Below are 15,081 nucleotides of genomic sequence, written 5' to 3'. Positions count from 1 at the left end.
TGAGGAAACATCATGCAATTTAATTCTGAACCAACTTCTCAGCCATACAAACCAACTAAGGCGCTTTCGCAACACCGCGGCTGGGGCTTCCTGGAGCAGGGCAGCATCGCGCTAATCGTACTGGTCGTCATCGGGATCGTCCTGGCGGGATACTTCGCCCTCAAAAATAACGTCAACGTAGGTAAGGAGTCGTCGAACATTCAGTCGCTCATCACAAGCACCCAAAACATGATGAAAGGAGGAGATGGATACACATTCACTTCCGGTGCCAAAATGATGGGCTCGCTTATCCAGATGAAACTTCAGCCTAAAAGTATGACTGTACGTGGTACCCCCTCTTCCGGGACTGCCACGCTTTATAATGGATGGGGTGGAGCCGTGACACTGTCACCTGTCACAGTCTCCGGGTTCTCAAATGGGTTCTCTTTGACCTACGAAATGGTTCCTCAGGGCGCCTGCGTCTCGCTAGTCACACAACTCAGTCGCGCCAAAATTGCTGATGCGATCACCGTCAACTCCACGGCGCACAGTGATGGGGTCGTGACAACTGAAGAAGCCAGCGCGCAATGCACAGCTGACAATGGCAGCACAGGTACCAACAAGCTGATCTTCACGATGAACAGCTAAGGAGACAACATGCGGAGAGAACGCATTCTCTCCTGCCACCTGTTAATGACGCTGCTCATTCTGTCCTTTTCCTCCGGCCCATTGATGGCCAGCACGAACTCCCCGCCTGCGACTTTTGATGCCTGCTTTAACAATGCCGGTGCCCGATACCAGATCGAGCCACTGCTGCTTAAGGCTGTGGCCAAAGGGGAGTCCTCGTTCCGTCCATGGGTCACAAATACCAACCGGGATAAAAAGGGTAATCCGGTCAGCACGGACTATGGGTTGATGCAGATTAACTCAACCCATGTGCCGAAGCTCGTCCGGATGGGTGTCATCCAGGGGGCAGAAGACCTGCTGAAGCGCCCCTGTCTGAACATTCAGATAGGGGCGTGGATCCTGGCCAGCCACTTTCAGGTATGTGGTGTGACCTGGAATTGCCTCGGGTCTTACAACGCTGGATTCCGTAAGGATCGGCACGAAACTCGTGAGCAATATGCCAACCGTATCTGGGGGTTCTATCTGGAGCTGAAAGGTCTTCGAGTCTGTCGACAGGTGAAAGGAAAGCGAATATGCGAACCATCATAGTTACGAGTCTGACGACAGCATGGAGTCTGCCGTTACTACTGGGGTTCGCACTCCTTGGCAGAGGCCTGATGTGCCGCGTGCTCGAATTTCTGGAAGAGCACCCGATAAACGTTAAGGGACAGAAAACAACCTTGACGGCAGGGATTTGGCTCTTCGCTACTTTCAGTATGATCGCCGCCCTTGCACCGGTTCCTGTTGCTGATCGGGCAGCTGCCATAGTGATGATGGCCTTCCTTCTTCAGGCCGGGAGCACAGACGCAGTCAGTGGATATCTGCCACGAACCTTCACAGTACGGCTTTTACTTGGGGGATTGCTCTGGGGAGCAGCATCAGACGTTTCAGTTGAAGGTATATCTACACAACTGGCGGAGATCGCAGCAACAGTCAGTCTGATGGCGCTACTGAGTGTCCTGGTAAACCGGGGCACTCAGCGTCTGGGTCAGGGAGATTTATGGCTGATAACTGGCCTGACTGCCTGGATGGGGGGGAAAGATGCTGCCCTGGTCACTCTGTTTGGAGCAGCAGCCTTTGTTCTCTGGCTGTTAACCTGGCATGTATCGGGGAAAAAAGAGGGACCGCTGGGACCCTGGCTTTGTCTTAGCGGGAGTATTTTCCAGCTCACTCTTCTGTATCAACCTGTATGGATATCGATTCTATGAAAAAGCATGATCGTGGCTGGGCAAATCTTGATGTCGCTCTGTCGCTCCTGGTTGTGATGGCAATGGCCGTCTTTGGGCTCACTAAATACAAGGACTGGCAACAGGAGAAAAACTGGCAGGTTGAAGCAGCCCATATCAGTACCTACGCAGCAGCAGCGCGTGGCTACGTCGGGCGAAACTATGCGACGCTGTTAAGTGCAACCAGCACTACCGCGCCGACAGTGATCACCACAGCCATGCTTAAAAATACCGGTTTTCTGCCGTCCGGTTTTACCGAAACAAACAGCCAGGGCCAGCGTATGAACACGTACCTGGTCAGAAACGGGCAAAACACGGAATTGTTGCAGGGAATGGTGGTATCAAGCGGTGGAAGTGTATATCCGGCCAAAGCATTGAGGCTGATATCGCGGGATATCAAAACCGGATTCGGAGGATACATCGATGACGGTAAAACTGCCACTGGTGCCTTACGGACGTGGAAAATCCCGCTGAGTAGCTACGGAGCTAGTTCCGGAAACGGGCATATCGTCGTGCTTCTCTCAACAGATGAGTTATCTGGTGCACAGGAGGATAACGACAGGTTGTACCGTTTTCAGGTTAATGGCCGCCCCGACCTGAACAAGATGCACACAGCCATCGATATGGGTGGAAATAACCTGAACAGCGTTGGCACCATTAATGGACAGACAGGAGCATTCAGTGGAAATGTAAGTGGTTCAAACGGAATATTCACCAGTAACGTCAGCGGAGCGAACGGTAATTTCACCCAAAATATTACAGCGGGAGCACAAGTAAAAGGAGCTACGGTACGTGCCGAAAGCGACATCAGCGCAGGACGAAATATTACGGCAACAAACGAGGTATCTGGTGCCACAGTTAAAGCGTCAGGCAACCTTTCGGCTGGCGGTGTTTTGCAACTGGGTCAGGTCAACGTTGCAGGCATGGCCTGTTACCCTAACGGGCTGATAAGCCGTGATGCCAATGGCGGCGTACTTTCCTGTCAATCCGGTGCGTGGGTATCTCCAGGAATTGGACGTCCCGGATACTACTGCCGCAGAACATCCTTTGATAAAGGTCGGTCTGATGACTATGTGGGATTCACCCCACGAACGGATGATAGGTGTCCCGTCATCCAACCTGGACAGGAACCCAATGGTTACTGTAGCTGTATGAAAATCATACTGGATTATTAACCTGTCAATCCGGTGCGTGGCAAGCCTCAAATTCTGGGCGTTATGTAGAAATGGGAGTTTGGGAAACAACATCCACCAGAGGGGTTACTTACCAGATTCCCGGGGCTCATAAATACTGTTTAGTTTCCGGGTTAATGTCCGCTGGTGACAATGGTACATGCCAAATCTACCCGTCAGGTTCGTCCTGGCTCCTTAGTATGGTTGGTTACAATGGCAGCAGCACGCAACGTTGTTGGGTTAGCTGTATCGACTGAGTGCAGAACTGTCAATCCGGTACTTGGAGTTCTTCTGCAGGTAAACCAAAAATGACGGAATACACGTATACAAACTACAACTCGTCACACAACTATTACGGTATCGGAGTTCACGATTTCTGTACTTCTCAGTACGGTAATGAAAACGACCGCGATGACAGTTGGAGAGGTGTTGAGAGATTGTCTGACGGGTCTTGGCGAATCAACGTTAAGGACGGCAGTGAGACTGCAATGTGTCTGGATTGGTAACTGTCAATCCGGTACTTGGAGTGGAAGCAGTGTTAAAACTGTTACAAGGGTAAATTCCGGGTATGAAACCATATCTGTTAGCTGCAACAGTGACGAACATCTGACTGGCGGCGGCGCTCAATGTAATCCCAGTGGTAAGGAAAGGCTTAAATGGTCAAATCCTAATGGGAATGGATGGGCAGCTGCTTGCCCAAGGGAGGAGCTCACCGTATTTGCTATATGCTCCAGTAAATGAGATATCCTTCAAAAGCAAACAGCCCGGCATGTCGCTTCACCATTTCCAACGTTGGCACCTGTTAATTGCCAGGAACTATCGCTATTACGTGTTATCTGGCAAGAGCGCCAGTTGTTGTAGTCATATGATGCCTGCGACAAAGCACAGAAGGTATGAACACCAATATTGACGGACTGTCCTTGCCTGACCGTTTGAGAGAAAGAAACGTCGCCAATACCCATCCCAGACCACGCACCGGATTGACAGTGTTATTGCATTTTTCGCGCAAGGCTTTATTTTCTTCGCCTTTTTGGGAGTAATAATGTCTTCTGTTGCGCGTTTAAGAAAAATGTCCCTCAGTCGGGGACTCGATAAATATTACGAGTCGGTATCAGTTCACAAAAAGGGCCATCTTCAGGAATTTTACCGGGTCAATGTGATTAAACGGCACCCACTGGCCAGCCGGAACATGGATGAGATCACCACAGTTGATATTGCAGCCTACCGTGATGAAAGGCTGACGCAGTGCAACCCCAGGACTGGGAACCCTATCTCTGGCAATACAGTAAGGCTTGAACTGGCGCTGTTATCATCACTTTTTGGAATTGCACGAGTGGAATGGGGGACATGTCGTAGCAATCCGGTCGAACTGGTGCGTAAACCTAAAGTATCCAAAGGTCGCGATCGCCGCCTGACATCCAGTGAAGAGCGCAGACTGTCCCGTTATTTCCGCGAACGAAACTTAATGCTGTATATAATTTTTCATCTCGCGCTTGAGACAGCCATGCGCCAGGGTGAAATCCTTAACCTGCAATGGGAATACATTGACCTGCAGCACGGCGTAGCACATCTGCCCGATACCAAGAATGGCTCATCGCGAGATGTTCCTCTCTCACGTAAGGCTCGTAACATCCTTCTGAATCGCCACGGATAATCTAGACACTTCCGAGCCGTTGATAATACTGGTTTTCATATTCTGTCGGTGACATCTGTTCGCTAGAACCATGCCGACGCTTACTGTTATAAAACATTTCGATGTAATCAAAAATATCACTGCGGGCTTCTTCCCGCGTTCCGTAGATCTTTTTCTTTATCCGTTCACGTTTCAACAACTGGAAAAAACTTTCTGCAACCGCATTATCATGGCAGTTACCGCGACGGCTCATGCTACCCTCCAGGCCGTGTGATTTCAGGAACGACTGCCACTCATGGCTTGTGTACTGACTGCCCTGATCCGAATGAACCAGCACCTGTTTTTCGGGATTACGCCGCCATACAGCCATCAGCAGTGCGTTCAGGACAATGTCCTTTGTCATCCGGGATTGCATGGACCAGCCGATAATTTTGCGTGAGAACAGATCAACAACAACGGCAAGATACAGCCAGCCTTCGTGGGTCCTGATGTAGGTTATGTCCGTTACCCAACGCTCATCAGGAGCATCCGGATTGAACTGTCGCTGGAGCCTGTTGGGTGACACGATACTGGCCTCGCCTTTACGTGCCCGCGGGCTTCGGTATCCGACCTGAGCCTTTATTCCGACACGTTTCATCAGTCTCCAGACTCTGTTTACTCCGCACTGTTGCCCGCTGTCACGCAGATCCAGATGGATTTTGCGATAACCATAGACGCATCCCGATTCCAGCCAGAACTGTTTAATCTGTCCTGTCAGTCTCAGGTCTGCCTGATGGCGTTGTGAATGCGGCTGCTGAAGCCAGGCGTAAAAACCACTGGGATGAACATCCAGCACCCGACAGAGCAGGCGAACAGGCCAGCAACAGGAGTTGTCACGGATAAAGGCGTACCTCAGTCGGACAGCTTTGCGAAGTACGCCGCGGCTTTTTTTAATATGTCCCGTTCGTCGGTAACCCGTTTCAGCTCTTTCTGGAGACGGCGGATCTCGGCCTGAGCATCTGACTGTTCTTTATTAGTGGAAGAATCCGGACCGTACTTCTTTATCCAGGCATAAAGGCTGTGGGTGGTGATATCGAGACGTGTTGCAACGCTGGCAACAGAATAACCGCGATCAACAACCTGTTTGACTGCTTCAGTTTTAAACTCTTCAGGATAACGCTTACCGCTCATGGGCACCTCTCTTTAAGTCATCTTAAATGACTCTGAGGTGTCTGTTAAACGCGTGGCGATTCATTCAGATGATGCCGGCCCAGCTAAAAGGTAAGTTGTTTTCCTATACGTCATCCGGTTTCAAAAACGCCTGGCGAAATGCTCTCAAGGAACTCTCTATCGAAAATCTGCATTTTCATGATCTTCGGCACGAGGCCATCAGCCGTTTCTTCGAACTCGGTACGCTGAACGTTATGGAGGTCGCAGCTATATCAGGCCACCGCTCGATGAATATGCTAAAGCGCTACACCCATCTGAGAGCTTACCAGCTGGTCAGCAAGCTGGACGCGCGACGGCGCCAGACTCAAAAGATCGCCCCCTACTTCGTGCCCTATCCTGCCCAGGTTGAGCAGGACAGCGAAGAGTCAGGTGACATCAAGGTAATGCTATGCGATTTCGAAAATCTGACGGTATCAGCGCCTACTCGCGAACTTGCATTGGCCCGCGCCAGCGAACTGCTACTGCGGACACTGGCTCTTGCAGCCCAGCGCGGCGAACGAGTCCCCGCGCCGGGGGAGCTTCCTGTCAGGACAAACAATCACATCATGATATGTCCGCTTAACCCCGACCAGGCACTGTCGGCCCTGGTATAACTTTTCTTCTGGAGGGGCTGTGTTTTTGATTCTCCTTTCAGCGGTACCACTAACGCTACTGCTGTATTGCCCGATAATGACAATCGTCAGTGCCGTGACGCCCTGGAAAGGGTTCCGAACGGCCTTGGTTCGACATCGTAAGAAGCATTACACAACCCTACATCTGTCGACATTTGACCGGGTTGGCCATCTTAATCTCCGACGTGCGGCACGCTTTCACCGGAGCTTTCTGGCCACGTTGCAGCTGGCGCTACAAAGAGACAGCACGCCGGTGTACTTCACATCCCATCTGATGCGACCGGCACACCTGAAAAGCATGACTATCCTGATGTCAAAAATGGGGGAAACGCACCGCTGGCGCAGCACCACAGTCACGATACCTCCAGCCATCAGAAACGGGATACGGCTGCAAACATTTTTACAGGAATGGCGCTGGATAACCGTACCTGAAACCGGCGTGCTTGTACTCATTCGGCCGCGCCGGAAAGAGCGCTAAAAAAGCAAATACACAAACGTAATTAAAACGAACACGCAAACGCAGTCGATCTACACGATCGAATTAACTCGTTATACATACGCGTCACGATTAATTATTCTTTAACCCACTGAGTAACAAAGTTTAATTTCACTTAAGGGGGCCATGTGGCAAACAGTCTTACAGCAATTTTCACCTCGCTTCTGGCGCTCCCCGACCTTGATCGGAACAGGATTGCAGAACTGCTTCAGCGCAATGATAAGAAGCCCATGCAGACCACATCACTTCGGTTGCGACCTGGTACCCGTCAACTGATTGATGAGCTGTCAGGCAAAATTGGAGTTTCTCAGTCAGAGTTGCTGAATATGGTAATTGAAGGCTCTTTTCGCGATATCTTCCTGCCATTCAGTAATACTGCAATCAGCGTTATAGACCGCTTTGAGCTACTGATGCAGTCACACGAGCTTAGCCCGACGGACATCGCAGAACTGCTGTCGTCATGGAATGTTCGGGTTAGTGTGCTACAGGACAGGGAACGTACAATGGACTATCTGTCCACCCCGCTTCTCCAGGCGCTCGCTGACTGGTTTTTCGTTTCGCCTGGCTGGTTGCTTGGAAGCAACGTTCCACCTGTCGACACAGGCAGCGCGAGTCATCAATGGCCACAAACGGAAGAAACTTTCCGGGAGGTAATTATTCCTTCAGCCGAAAACAATAATGACAGCATTATTTTCTGGAAGACTGAAAATACAACTGAGGATAAAGATCAGGAACGAAACGGCATATTAATTAAGAAGAAAATATCTTCATCTCAGCTGACATATTTTCCGGTGCTATCCATTATTACGCGCACCCTGAATACAGAGCAGGAATGCTGGAAAGAGCGACTCCTCAGGGAACACGCAGCAACAGGTACTATCCGCCCCGTCACCTTAGGTGCAGGGCTGGCAACAGCACTTGAACACGGAACAACGTTACCCGTACTTATATTCAGACAGCTTTAAACCACGCTGAAAATCTGAATTAAAAAAGAAAAAGAAAATTTTGATGCTGCCGCATCAGGACCTTCTTTTGCCCTAAATCCAGACAGGACTACAGGAAATTTACTTATGAAAAAGACTCACATTGCAAAAACACTGATATCTTCCGCCGTCATGATGGCATTTCATGCAGGAGCAGCAACCTCTTATATGGAAGCCCGCAGCGATGCGATGGGCGGGACTGGCGTAGCTTCCGCACATTACGGTACAGCTGCCTTATCCAACCCGGCACTCCTGACGAAATTTGGCGCGAACGATGACTTCAGCCTGGTGCTGCCGTCCGTAGGTGTCCAGGTAGCAGACCCAGATAATGCCATCGATAATACCGATGACGTAAAGGATCTGTGGAACAATTTTGACAATGCAGTTGACCGCCAGAGCGGTGTCAGCGAAAGTGCAGCCGCATTACGCAACAAGCTGGAAGACCTGAAGGACGTAAAAGCAAACGGACAGGTCGGGGCATCTGTCATTGCTACCACTCCTAATAAGGTGCTTCCATTTGCGGTTGTCGTGAAGTCCTGGGGCACCGTTTCCGTAAACGGCAAGGTCAGTGATCACTGATCTACAGTATCTCGATAATATCGCCAGCGGCGCCATCCCGTCAGATATGGTAGACAAGGATGCACTTACGTCCCGCGCTTATGGTCGGGCTGCCGTTATCACCGATGTCGGTGTGGCTATGGCGCACGAATTTGAAACAGCGGGACATAGCTGGTCACTGGGGATCACGCCCAAGTATCAACGCATCGATCTTTTCAACTACAGCGCAAAGGTAAACGACTTCGACAAAAATGACCTGAATTCGGATGACTACCGCAATACTAAAACCGGATTTAACGCCGACATCGGTCTGGCAACAAACCTCGGCGACAACTGGATGCTGGGTCTCGCGGTACAGAACATCATCGCCCGCACCGTTGACACTAAAGCAGTGAATGGTGAGAAAGAAACATTCAAAGTAAAACCACAGGCCACTGCAGGCGTGGCATGGAGTAACAGTATCCTGACCACCGCTCTCGATGTGGATCTGACCGAAGCCAGCCGCTTTGAGCGAGATGACAAACGCCAGTTCGCCAGTGTGGGTGCCGAGCTGAATGCCTGGAACTGGATGCAGGTACGCGCGGGTTATCGTCAGAACATGGTCTCCAGCGAGGGCAACGCTTTCACTGCGGGTCTGGGCTTCTCTCCTTTCGACGTAGTACATCTGGACCTGACCGGTATTGCAGGAACCGATCGTACCTACGGTGCGGTCGCACAGTTGCAGTTCACGTTCTGATAGTTTAGGGGAAGCCCGCAATGGGCTTCCTCTGCCGTTTCTTTGTGTGTTATCCCCTGTGCACTGGCTGTAATCCCCCCGAACTTTCTCCCGCTGAGACCGTTGAAGATGAAATCTTTCCGATATGTACATGTATTGCATCAGATCAGCAGTGTTGCTTTCAGCAGCCTGATAACTGCGCCAGCCACCGGGTTTTTTATTCTGTTCATGTTATTTGGATTCAACCACTCGCTCGCCGACACCTTCCTTGAACAGGCCCGATCACTTACCGGTGATGCACCACCAGGCATGGTAAGAGAATGTAAACAATCAAACGATAGCGGCCCGCCATCTCCTCTTGTAATGCCTCAGGTATGCAAAACGGTATTAATTGGTGAGGATGACTGGAAAGAGCGTGTTGACGATACCATCAGGCAGTTTTATCTCACTTTCTCTGTATTCGGACTTTTATTCTGGATGACCGCAAATAATCAACCATCTGAATTAATTGGCTGGATACGCAGGAAAAGTAAACATCAAAATTAACGGCATCATAAGCCTCGCCCACTGAATCTTCTGGCTTTAATCTCCGTCGCCCCCCGGCAAGGTAACTACCATGAATTATTTAATGCTTCCCGGCGTGTTGGCCATCTCCCTGCTCGCCGGCTGCCAGTCCTGGACTACGCCATCAACGTCTCCAGTTTCTCCTTCCCCCGACCGTTACGGCGCGGCCTCATCCGTTGCCGTTACCCGTCACACACAGTATCAGATGTGGAATAACGGTGTCTGGTCCGGTTCGAAAACCGCGCCATCATCCATGGAGATCATTCGATCCAACAGCGCTGACGTCTCTTTCGACTGGGAAGGTGATGCTGTGGAGCTACTGGATGAACTGGCGCGGGCACGTGGCCTGCAGTTCAACTACAGCGGCGTTCGCCTGCCCTTGCCCGTAACATTGCACGTTCGTGGCATGACGTTCAGCAATGTGTTGCGCGTTATCGAAGCGCAGACCGCATGGCGCGCAACCCTGAATCAGTACCCTGGGCTGCTCCAGCTCAACTTCATGCAACCGGAGACCAGAAAGAAATGAAATGCTTTCTCTTGTTACTATTCCCTGCTCTGCTCCTGACTGGGTGTGCAGGAGAGCGGCCGGCTTCACCGACAGATACAGGGGCACCACCTCCGGATATGCAGGCCTGGCTCAACCCGGAGCGACAAAGACCAGCAGGTCTGTCCGAAACGCGCTGGCAGATGCTTACTGATGCTGGCAGAACACTGGGATTCCGAGGAGGAAAATCCCAGCGGGCATGGGAGTTAACCCAGGCACTCAACGCCCGCGAATCCACCCTCAATGCCCTTTACGATTTCCGTCCACTTATCAGCCCTGAAGGCTGGCTTCCTCCGGTTATTGATGAAGCGCAGGACGTAGCACACATCACTCCTGATCAAATTCGCACAGCCTCAAAAGTCTGGACCATCATCCGACCGGAGCGATTCGTCAGTAACCCGCCCAGCTGGCGCAGCTGGTTACTACGCGGTCTGGCCACCACGGCAACCCCTGGCACAGAAGGTCTGGTTGTGCCGGAAGACAGCGCCCAGAGAAAGGTCTGGGAAGACGCACTGAAAAAAGGCTGGCAGGAAGGTCGCGAAAATGCCGATCTGACCTTTGAGGCCAGCATGAATCAACTCACCCGGGACTATCGCGGCATGATGCTTTATTCCCTGCTCTGGCGACGGGGCATGATTTCTCGGCCGGAAGTCACCGAGCAGCAGCAGACTGTTACTGGCAGTGGTCAGAAGCTCGTTACCGGCGATCGTGTTCGCCGACTCAAATCACATGCCTCGTTTGAGCTACAGAAATCACGCTGGCGCCCGTCCGTTACCATCCAGTAAGGAGTTTTCCTCGTGAACATATCAGCTATCCCTGACTCGTTCGGGCTTTTCCCGTTCAGCGGTGCCTATACCGCCGACGAGTTCAGGACATTTTTTGCCTGGTGTTCGGCACATGGAGTCAGTGATGTGGATCTGGTTGGCGGCTCACCAGTTTCAGTGAGTCGTTATGGCCGACGTGAGAGAGTCTCAGACACCATACTGCCGAATATCATGCTGGGAAATATGCTTGACGACCTGCTGGGGCCAGAAGTGCGCCCCCGAGTGCAGGGTGGAAGACCGCTGGACAGAGCCATTCAAATCGACGGCGACATGCATGGGCGATATGGCCTGGAAAGGGGGGAACGCGTGCGGCTACGCGCGCACATCATCCAGGGGACATCTGCCCGGGAAGAAAAGGCTCTCTCCGTCACTCTGCGTGTGATCCCCCACATCATTCCCGATTTTCTGAAGCTGGGTATCGAGCCCGATCTGGCGGCGGCAATGCTGCCAAAAACCGGGCTGGGTCTTATTTGCGGTGAAACGGGTTCGGGTAAATCAACGTTGCAGGCGTCGTTGTATCGCCACTGCCAGGACACACAGCCCGATCGCAAAATTGTGACCTACGAAGATCCAGTAGAGTACATTCTCGGCCGCCCCGACGACCTTCTGCCGCCGCATCAGGCTCAGGTAAGACGTGACGTCGCAAGTTTTGCAGATGGGCTTCGCTCCGCAATGCGCCGAAACCCGGAGGTCATCGGTATCGGGGAAATTCGTGACACGGAAACAGCAGAGGCTTCTGTCCAGGCCGGTGAAAGCGGACATTTAACCATCGGTACACTGCACTCTAAATCACCAGGTGAAACCCTGAACCGACTGCTTGGTCTGTTCCCGCCTCAGATTCGTGATGCACGCGCCTGGGAGATGCTTGGGATGTTACGGTTTATCGTAGTCCAGGTACTTGTCAGAACGACAGACGGCAAACGCCGGGCTCTCCGGGAATACATCGTCTTCGACGATGAGCTACGCGATGCACTACAGAATCTCCCGTCAGAGAAGTGGCCGGCCCACATCGATAACATCCTGAGACTGGAGAAAAGGCGCATTGTCGATCAAGTGCGTGAAGGTTACGTAACGGGTGATATAGACAGACACGAAGCGGCACTCTACCTACCGACACAGGAGCTTAGACATTGAAACGAGAAGGATTCTGGCGCTATGCCACCCCGCCTGTCACCTTTTTTGGTATCCCGCTGCCGTTCCTGTTGCTGTATCTGGTCTGGTTTCGCTGGCCGTCCATGAAGACGCTGTATATCTGTTCCGCCATTCTGGGATTCTTTGTTGCCCTGAATTTCTTTGGCTGGAGTGTACGGGCTATCTGCCTGCGCGTAATAAGTACCTTCAGGGGAAAGATTGCCTCCGGTCGCCCCTGGTGGTACCGGCATTTTGTTGAAAAACCACGAGACTGGACTGGTCTCTGAACCCGATGTAACCCGTTCGTTCCCCATAGCGCTCCCGCGCTACTCCCTCAATATCTTCCAGGAATGTGACCATGCAAAAAAGTCACCGCGTATGGCTTGCCGTACCTCACGAAGAGAAGGACGACGCCATCAACGCCCACCCGCGTCTCAGCGATGGGCAGAAAGCCCTTAAATGGGACGATGAGCACCGCCTCTGGTATGCCCGACCAGGAGCCGACCTGACCAGGTTCGAGCGATGGATGCCCCGCCCCCATGAACTGTCGATGAATGCGGACGATCCGGTAACAGAGTTTGCTCAAAAACTTGAAGAAGCAGGACTGCTGGTTAAGGGGCTCCCCGTGATGGATGGAAGCCTTCAGCGCGTACCGACGAAACAGGACAAGAAAGGTTCGAAAAGCGGAGCTTACAAGGCTTACCTGGACGGGCGCCCTGCTGGATGGTACCGCGATTATCGCAGCGCCGACGCTAAACCGACGCAGTGGGTGTTTTCAGGTGGTGGCGAGATGGATCCGCTTGCGCGTCTTCATCTCCGTGCACACGCCCAGCAAACGCGTGAAGACAATGCCCGTGCTCTGGAGCAACAGTACAACCGGCAGGCAGAGTACGCCGCCCGATATGTTGACCGCTACCCGCAGGCTACAACGAACGCCTATCTGACCCGTAAGGGTGTGGCGGCTGCGCCGGGTATAAGAATCAACGATAAGCAAGAACTTGTGATCCCCTTCAGCAATGCGCATGGCGACATACGCTCTTACCAGCGTATTCCGCTCACCGGCGGAAAAGACGCCCGCATCCTTAAAGACAGTGAAAAAACAGGTAACTGGTTTGCACTGGGGACGCCACAGAATGGCCTGCCTTTGCTGTTTGCTGAAGGATATGCCACAGCAGCCTCTCTGCATGAGGCATCAGGTTTGCCGGTACTGATGACGGTTGATGCGGGAAACATGATCGCCGTTGGCCAGAATGCTCGTGCCGTCTGGCCTGACAGTCCTTTTATTTTCTGTGCAGACAATGATCATCAGCTGAAGAATGCGCAGACAGGACAACCTGAAAATAAGGGCATCCTGAGCGCTGAGAAAGCGGCAGAACTCACGGGCGGCAGAGTCATCGTTCCTGATTTCACCGAAGAAGAAAAAGCACGCTTGCTGACGGACTTCAACGATCTCGATACCAGCAGGGGCAGAGAAGCCTTCCGTGAGCACATCAGCGACCGCCTCAGGTCTGCCGGCATCGATATCCGGACAGACTACGCACCCAACGATGCACAATTTCTCTCACAACAGGACCCAAAAATGGAAAATCTGGAAAGCCAGGAATCCGGCCAGTCTTCGATTGCCCCGGATGAACCTGTCGTTATTCCGTCTGAAAGCCACAGGCAGGATGATTCAGTAAAACCAGCGCCTCCCGCCCCGCCTGAACCTGAAATAATCTCTCCGGCAGCGGTGATGCCGCCCGATGAAGCCAGTATCAGTGCGGCACCGGTTGAGAATAAGGCTGAACACGATGAACCCGCCCCCACGTCCCTGCGAGACGCTGATGTTTTAATTCCTGATACGCAGAGCACCACGGACGTGACGATCGCGACATCTTCTGCGGATGCCGGTCAGCGTAGTCATAGTGCCATCGAATCAGGATCGAATATACCGGTCCCTGGCCTCGATGATTATGCAGACATACGCGCGCAGATGGACGACCCACAATTTGCTGAATGGGTGAACAGTCAGTCTGCTGACATTCCCCATATGCCTGCTCAGGAACGACAGACAGACCATGAACTGTCAGAAACGGGCAAACAAACCCTGAAGCCTGAGGCAGCGTCACATGAAACAGACGCTGAGTCTCCGGAGCCGATCGTTCCTGAATTACCAATCCCTCCACAGTCCCCCGGAGCAACATCAACCGGGCAAAAACAGGAGCAGACGCAAACTGCCGATGTGGATCCAAACACGTCAGAGCCCTCCCCGGGCAGGAAGGAAACGGCAGAGAGTGAGATGCATGAAGCGGATGGGCTTGTCTACGGACCGCGAAGGCCGGAACCGCTTCAGCGAGAAGATCTCGATGAAATCATTAAAGCCCTGTCAACGGAAGAACAGCGTGACAATAAGGTGCTTTACCGTCTCGACGGGGAAGATGCGTTTCACGATCTCGGCAACCGTCTCGAAATGTGTAACGGTGCGAGTGAGGACAAGCGCAAGGTGCTCGCCGCGCTGGCCGTGGCATCACGCTATTACGGCGGCGTGGTGGAGCTCACCGGCAGTACGCAGTTTAAAGAGCAGGCCATGCGGATCATTATTGAATATGACCTCGATATCCGAATGAAGCTGCCTGCGCAGCGCGCGCAGCTTGAGGCTATGCGGCAACAGTTTGGGGCAACCAGGGATTCAGTCACAACGCATATTCCTACGCCGGACCTGAACCGACAGACTCCATTAACTGATGCCGCATCGCCAGTGTCACCGGCAACAGCCGCCCCCGAAGCTGTT

At 52.4% G+C, this 15,081-nt stretch carries 12 protein-coding genes and 4 pseudogenes; 15 read left to right on the top strand and 1 reads right to left on the bottom strand.

Annotated features, from left to right (window positions below; all coding sequences use genetic code 11):
• Nucleotides 1-12 precede the first annotated feature (12 nt).
• The 5 genes and pseudogenes from ACQG03_RS23185 to ACQG03_RS23165 all read left to right on the top strand — a co-directional run.
• Nucleotides 13-627, top strand: coding sequence for a type 4 pilus major pilin (locus ACQG03_RS23185; protein WP_032650407.1), 615 nt, complete (start codon nt 13-15; stop codon nt 625-627).
• 9 nt (nt 628-636) lie between these two features.
• Nucleotides 637-1,194: a lytic transglycosylase domain-containing protein gene (locus ACQG03_RS23180; protein WP_032650405.1), complete on the top strand. Its 558-nt coding sequence runs from the start codon at nt 637-639 to the stop codon at nt 1,192-1,194.
• Nucleotides 1,179-1,853, top strand: coding sequence for a prepilin peptidase (locus ACQG03_RS23175; protein ID WP_032650404.1), 675 nt, complete (start codon nt 1,179-1,181; stop codon nt 1,851-1,853). The genes ACQG03_RS23180 and ACQG03_RS23175 overlap by 16 nt, the downstream gene beginning before the upstream one ends.
• Complete coding sequence (gene pilV, locus ACQG03_RS23170; RefSeq protein WP_052682659.1) at nt 1,850-3,046, top strand: shufflon system plasmid conjugative transfer pilus tip adhesin PilV; 1,197 nt, start codon at nt 1,850-1,852, stop codon at nt 3,044-3,046. Before ACQG03_RS23175 ends, pilV begins: the two co-directional genes overlap by 4 nt.
• 1,039 nt (nt 3,047-4,085) lie before the next feature.
• A pseudogene (locus ACQG03_RS23165) lies at nt 4,086-4,694 on the top strand (tyrosine-type recombinase/integrase); the annotation flags it as partial.
• A 4-nt stretch (nt 4,695-4,698) separates the two neighbouring features.
• Here ACQG03_RS23165 and ACQG03_RS23160 read toward each other — a convergent pair.
• Nucleotides 4,699-5,846 (bottom strand): IS3 family transposase gene (locus tag ACQG03_RS23160; RefSeq protein ID WP_085949497.1). Its coding sequence is split into 2 segments (ribosomal slippage): nt 4,699-5,609 and nt 5,609-5,846, totalling 1,149 coding nucleotides; the frame shifts between segments, so codons are not numbered across the junction.
• A 50-nt stretch (nt 5,847-5,896) separates the two neighbouring features.
• Between ACQG03_RS23160 and ACQG03_RS23155 the strand changes: the two are divergent.
• From ACQG03_RS23155 to ACQG03_RS23110, 10 genes and pseudogenes are all read left to right on the top strand, one after another.
• A pseudogene (locus ACQG03_RS23155) lies at nt 5,897-6,478 on the top strand (tyrosine-type recombinase/integrase); the annotation flags it as partial.
• Nucleotides 6,479-6,497: 19 nt separating this feature from the next.
• Nucleotides 6,498-6,974 (top strand): hypothetical protein, encoded by a 477-nt coding sequence (locus ACQG03_RS23150; RefSeq protein ID WP_052686698.1) that lies wholly within the window; start codon nt 6,498-6,500, stop codon nt 6,972-6,974.
• A 146-nt stretch (nt 6,975-7,120) separates the two neighbouring features.
• Nucleotides 7,121-7,957: a hypothetical protein gene (locus ACQG03_RS23145; RefSeq protein WP_050489291.1), complete on the top strand. Its 837-nt coding sequence runs from the start codon at nt 7,121-7,123 to the stop codon at nt 7,955-7,957.
• A gap of 105 nt (nt 7,958-8,062) precedes the next feature.
• A pseudogene (locus tag ACQG03_RS23140) lies at nt 8,063-9,269 on the top strand (conjugal transfer protein TraF).
• A 108-nt stretch (nt 9,270-9,377) separates the two neighbouring features.
• On the top strand, nt 9,378-9,794 hold the full coding sequence (locus tag ACQG03_RS23135) for a hypothetical protein (RefSeq protein WP_127348461.1): 417 nt from the start codon (nt 9,378-9,380) through the stop codon (nt 9,792-9,794).
• Nucleotides 9,795-9,864: 70 nt separating this feature from the next.
• Nucleotides 9,865-10,338: a DotD/TraH family lipoprotein gene (locus ACQG03_RS23130; RefSeq protein ID WP_032650400.1), complete on the top strand. Its 474-nt coding sequence runs from the start codon at nt 9,865-9,867 to the stop codon at nt 10,336-10,338.
• Entirely contained in the window at nt 10,335-11,141 is an 807-nt protein-coding gene (locus tag ACQG03_RS23125; RefSeq protein ID WP_032650398.1) for a type IV secretory system conjugative DNA transfer family protein, read from the top strand. Before ACQG03_RS23130 ends, ACQG03_RS23125 begins: the two co-directional genes overlap by 4 nt.
• Nucleotides 11,142-11,168: 27 nt before the next feature.
• A complete protein-coding gene (traJ, locus tag ACQG03_RS23120; protein WP_032650567.1) occupies nt 11,169-12,314 on the top strand; it encodes a plasmid transfer ATPase TraJ in 1,146 nt (381 codons plus the stop codon).
• On the top strand, nt 12,311-12,598 hold the full coding sequence (locus ACQG03_RS23115; RefSeq protein WP_022649988.1) for a hypothetical protein: 288 nt from the start codon (nt 12,311-12,313) through the stop codon (nt 12,596-12,598). The genes traJ and ACQG03_RS23115 overlap by 4 nt, the downstream gene beginning before the upstream one ends.
• Before the next feature lie 71 nt (nt 12,599-12,669).
• A pseudogene (locus ACQG03_RS23110) lies at nt 12,670-14,946 on the top strand (LPD7 domain-containing protein); the annotation flags it as partial.
• Between the last annotated feature and the right edge of the window lie 135 nt (nt 14,947-15,081).

The sequence above is a fragment of the Enterobacter cloacae complex sp. 342H5 genome (genome assembly GCF_050030905.1).
GTDB lineage: Bacteria > Pseudomonadota > Gammaproteobacteria > Enterobacterales > Enterobacteriaceae > Enterobacter > Enterobacter intestinihominis.
This window is presented reverse-complemented; position numbering and strand designations above follow the sequence as displayed.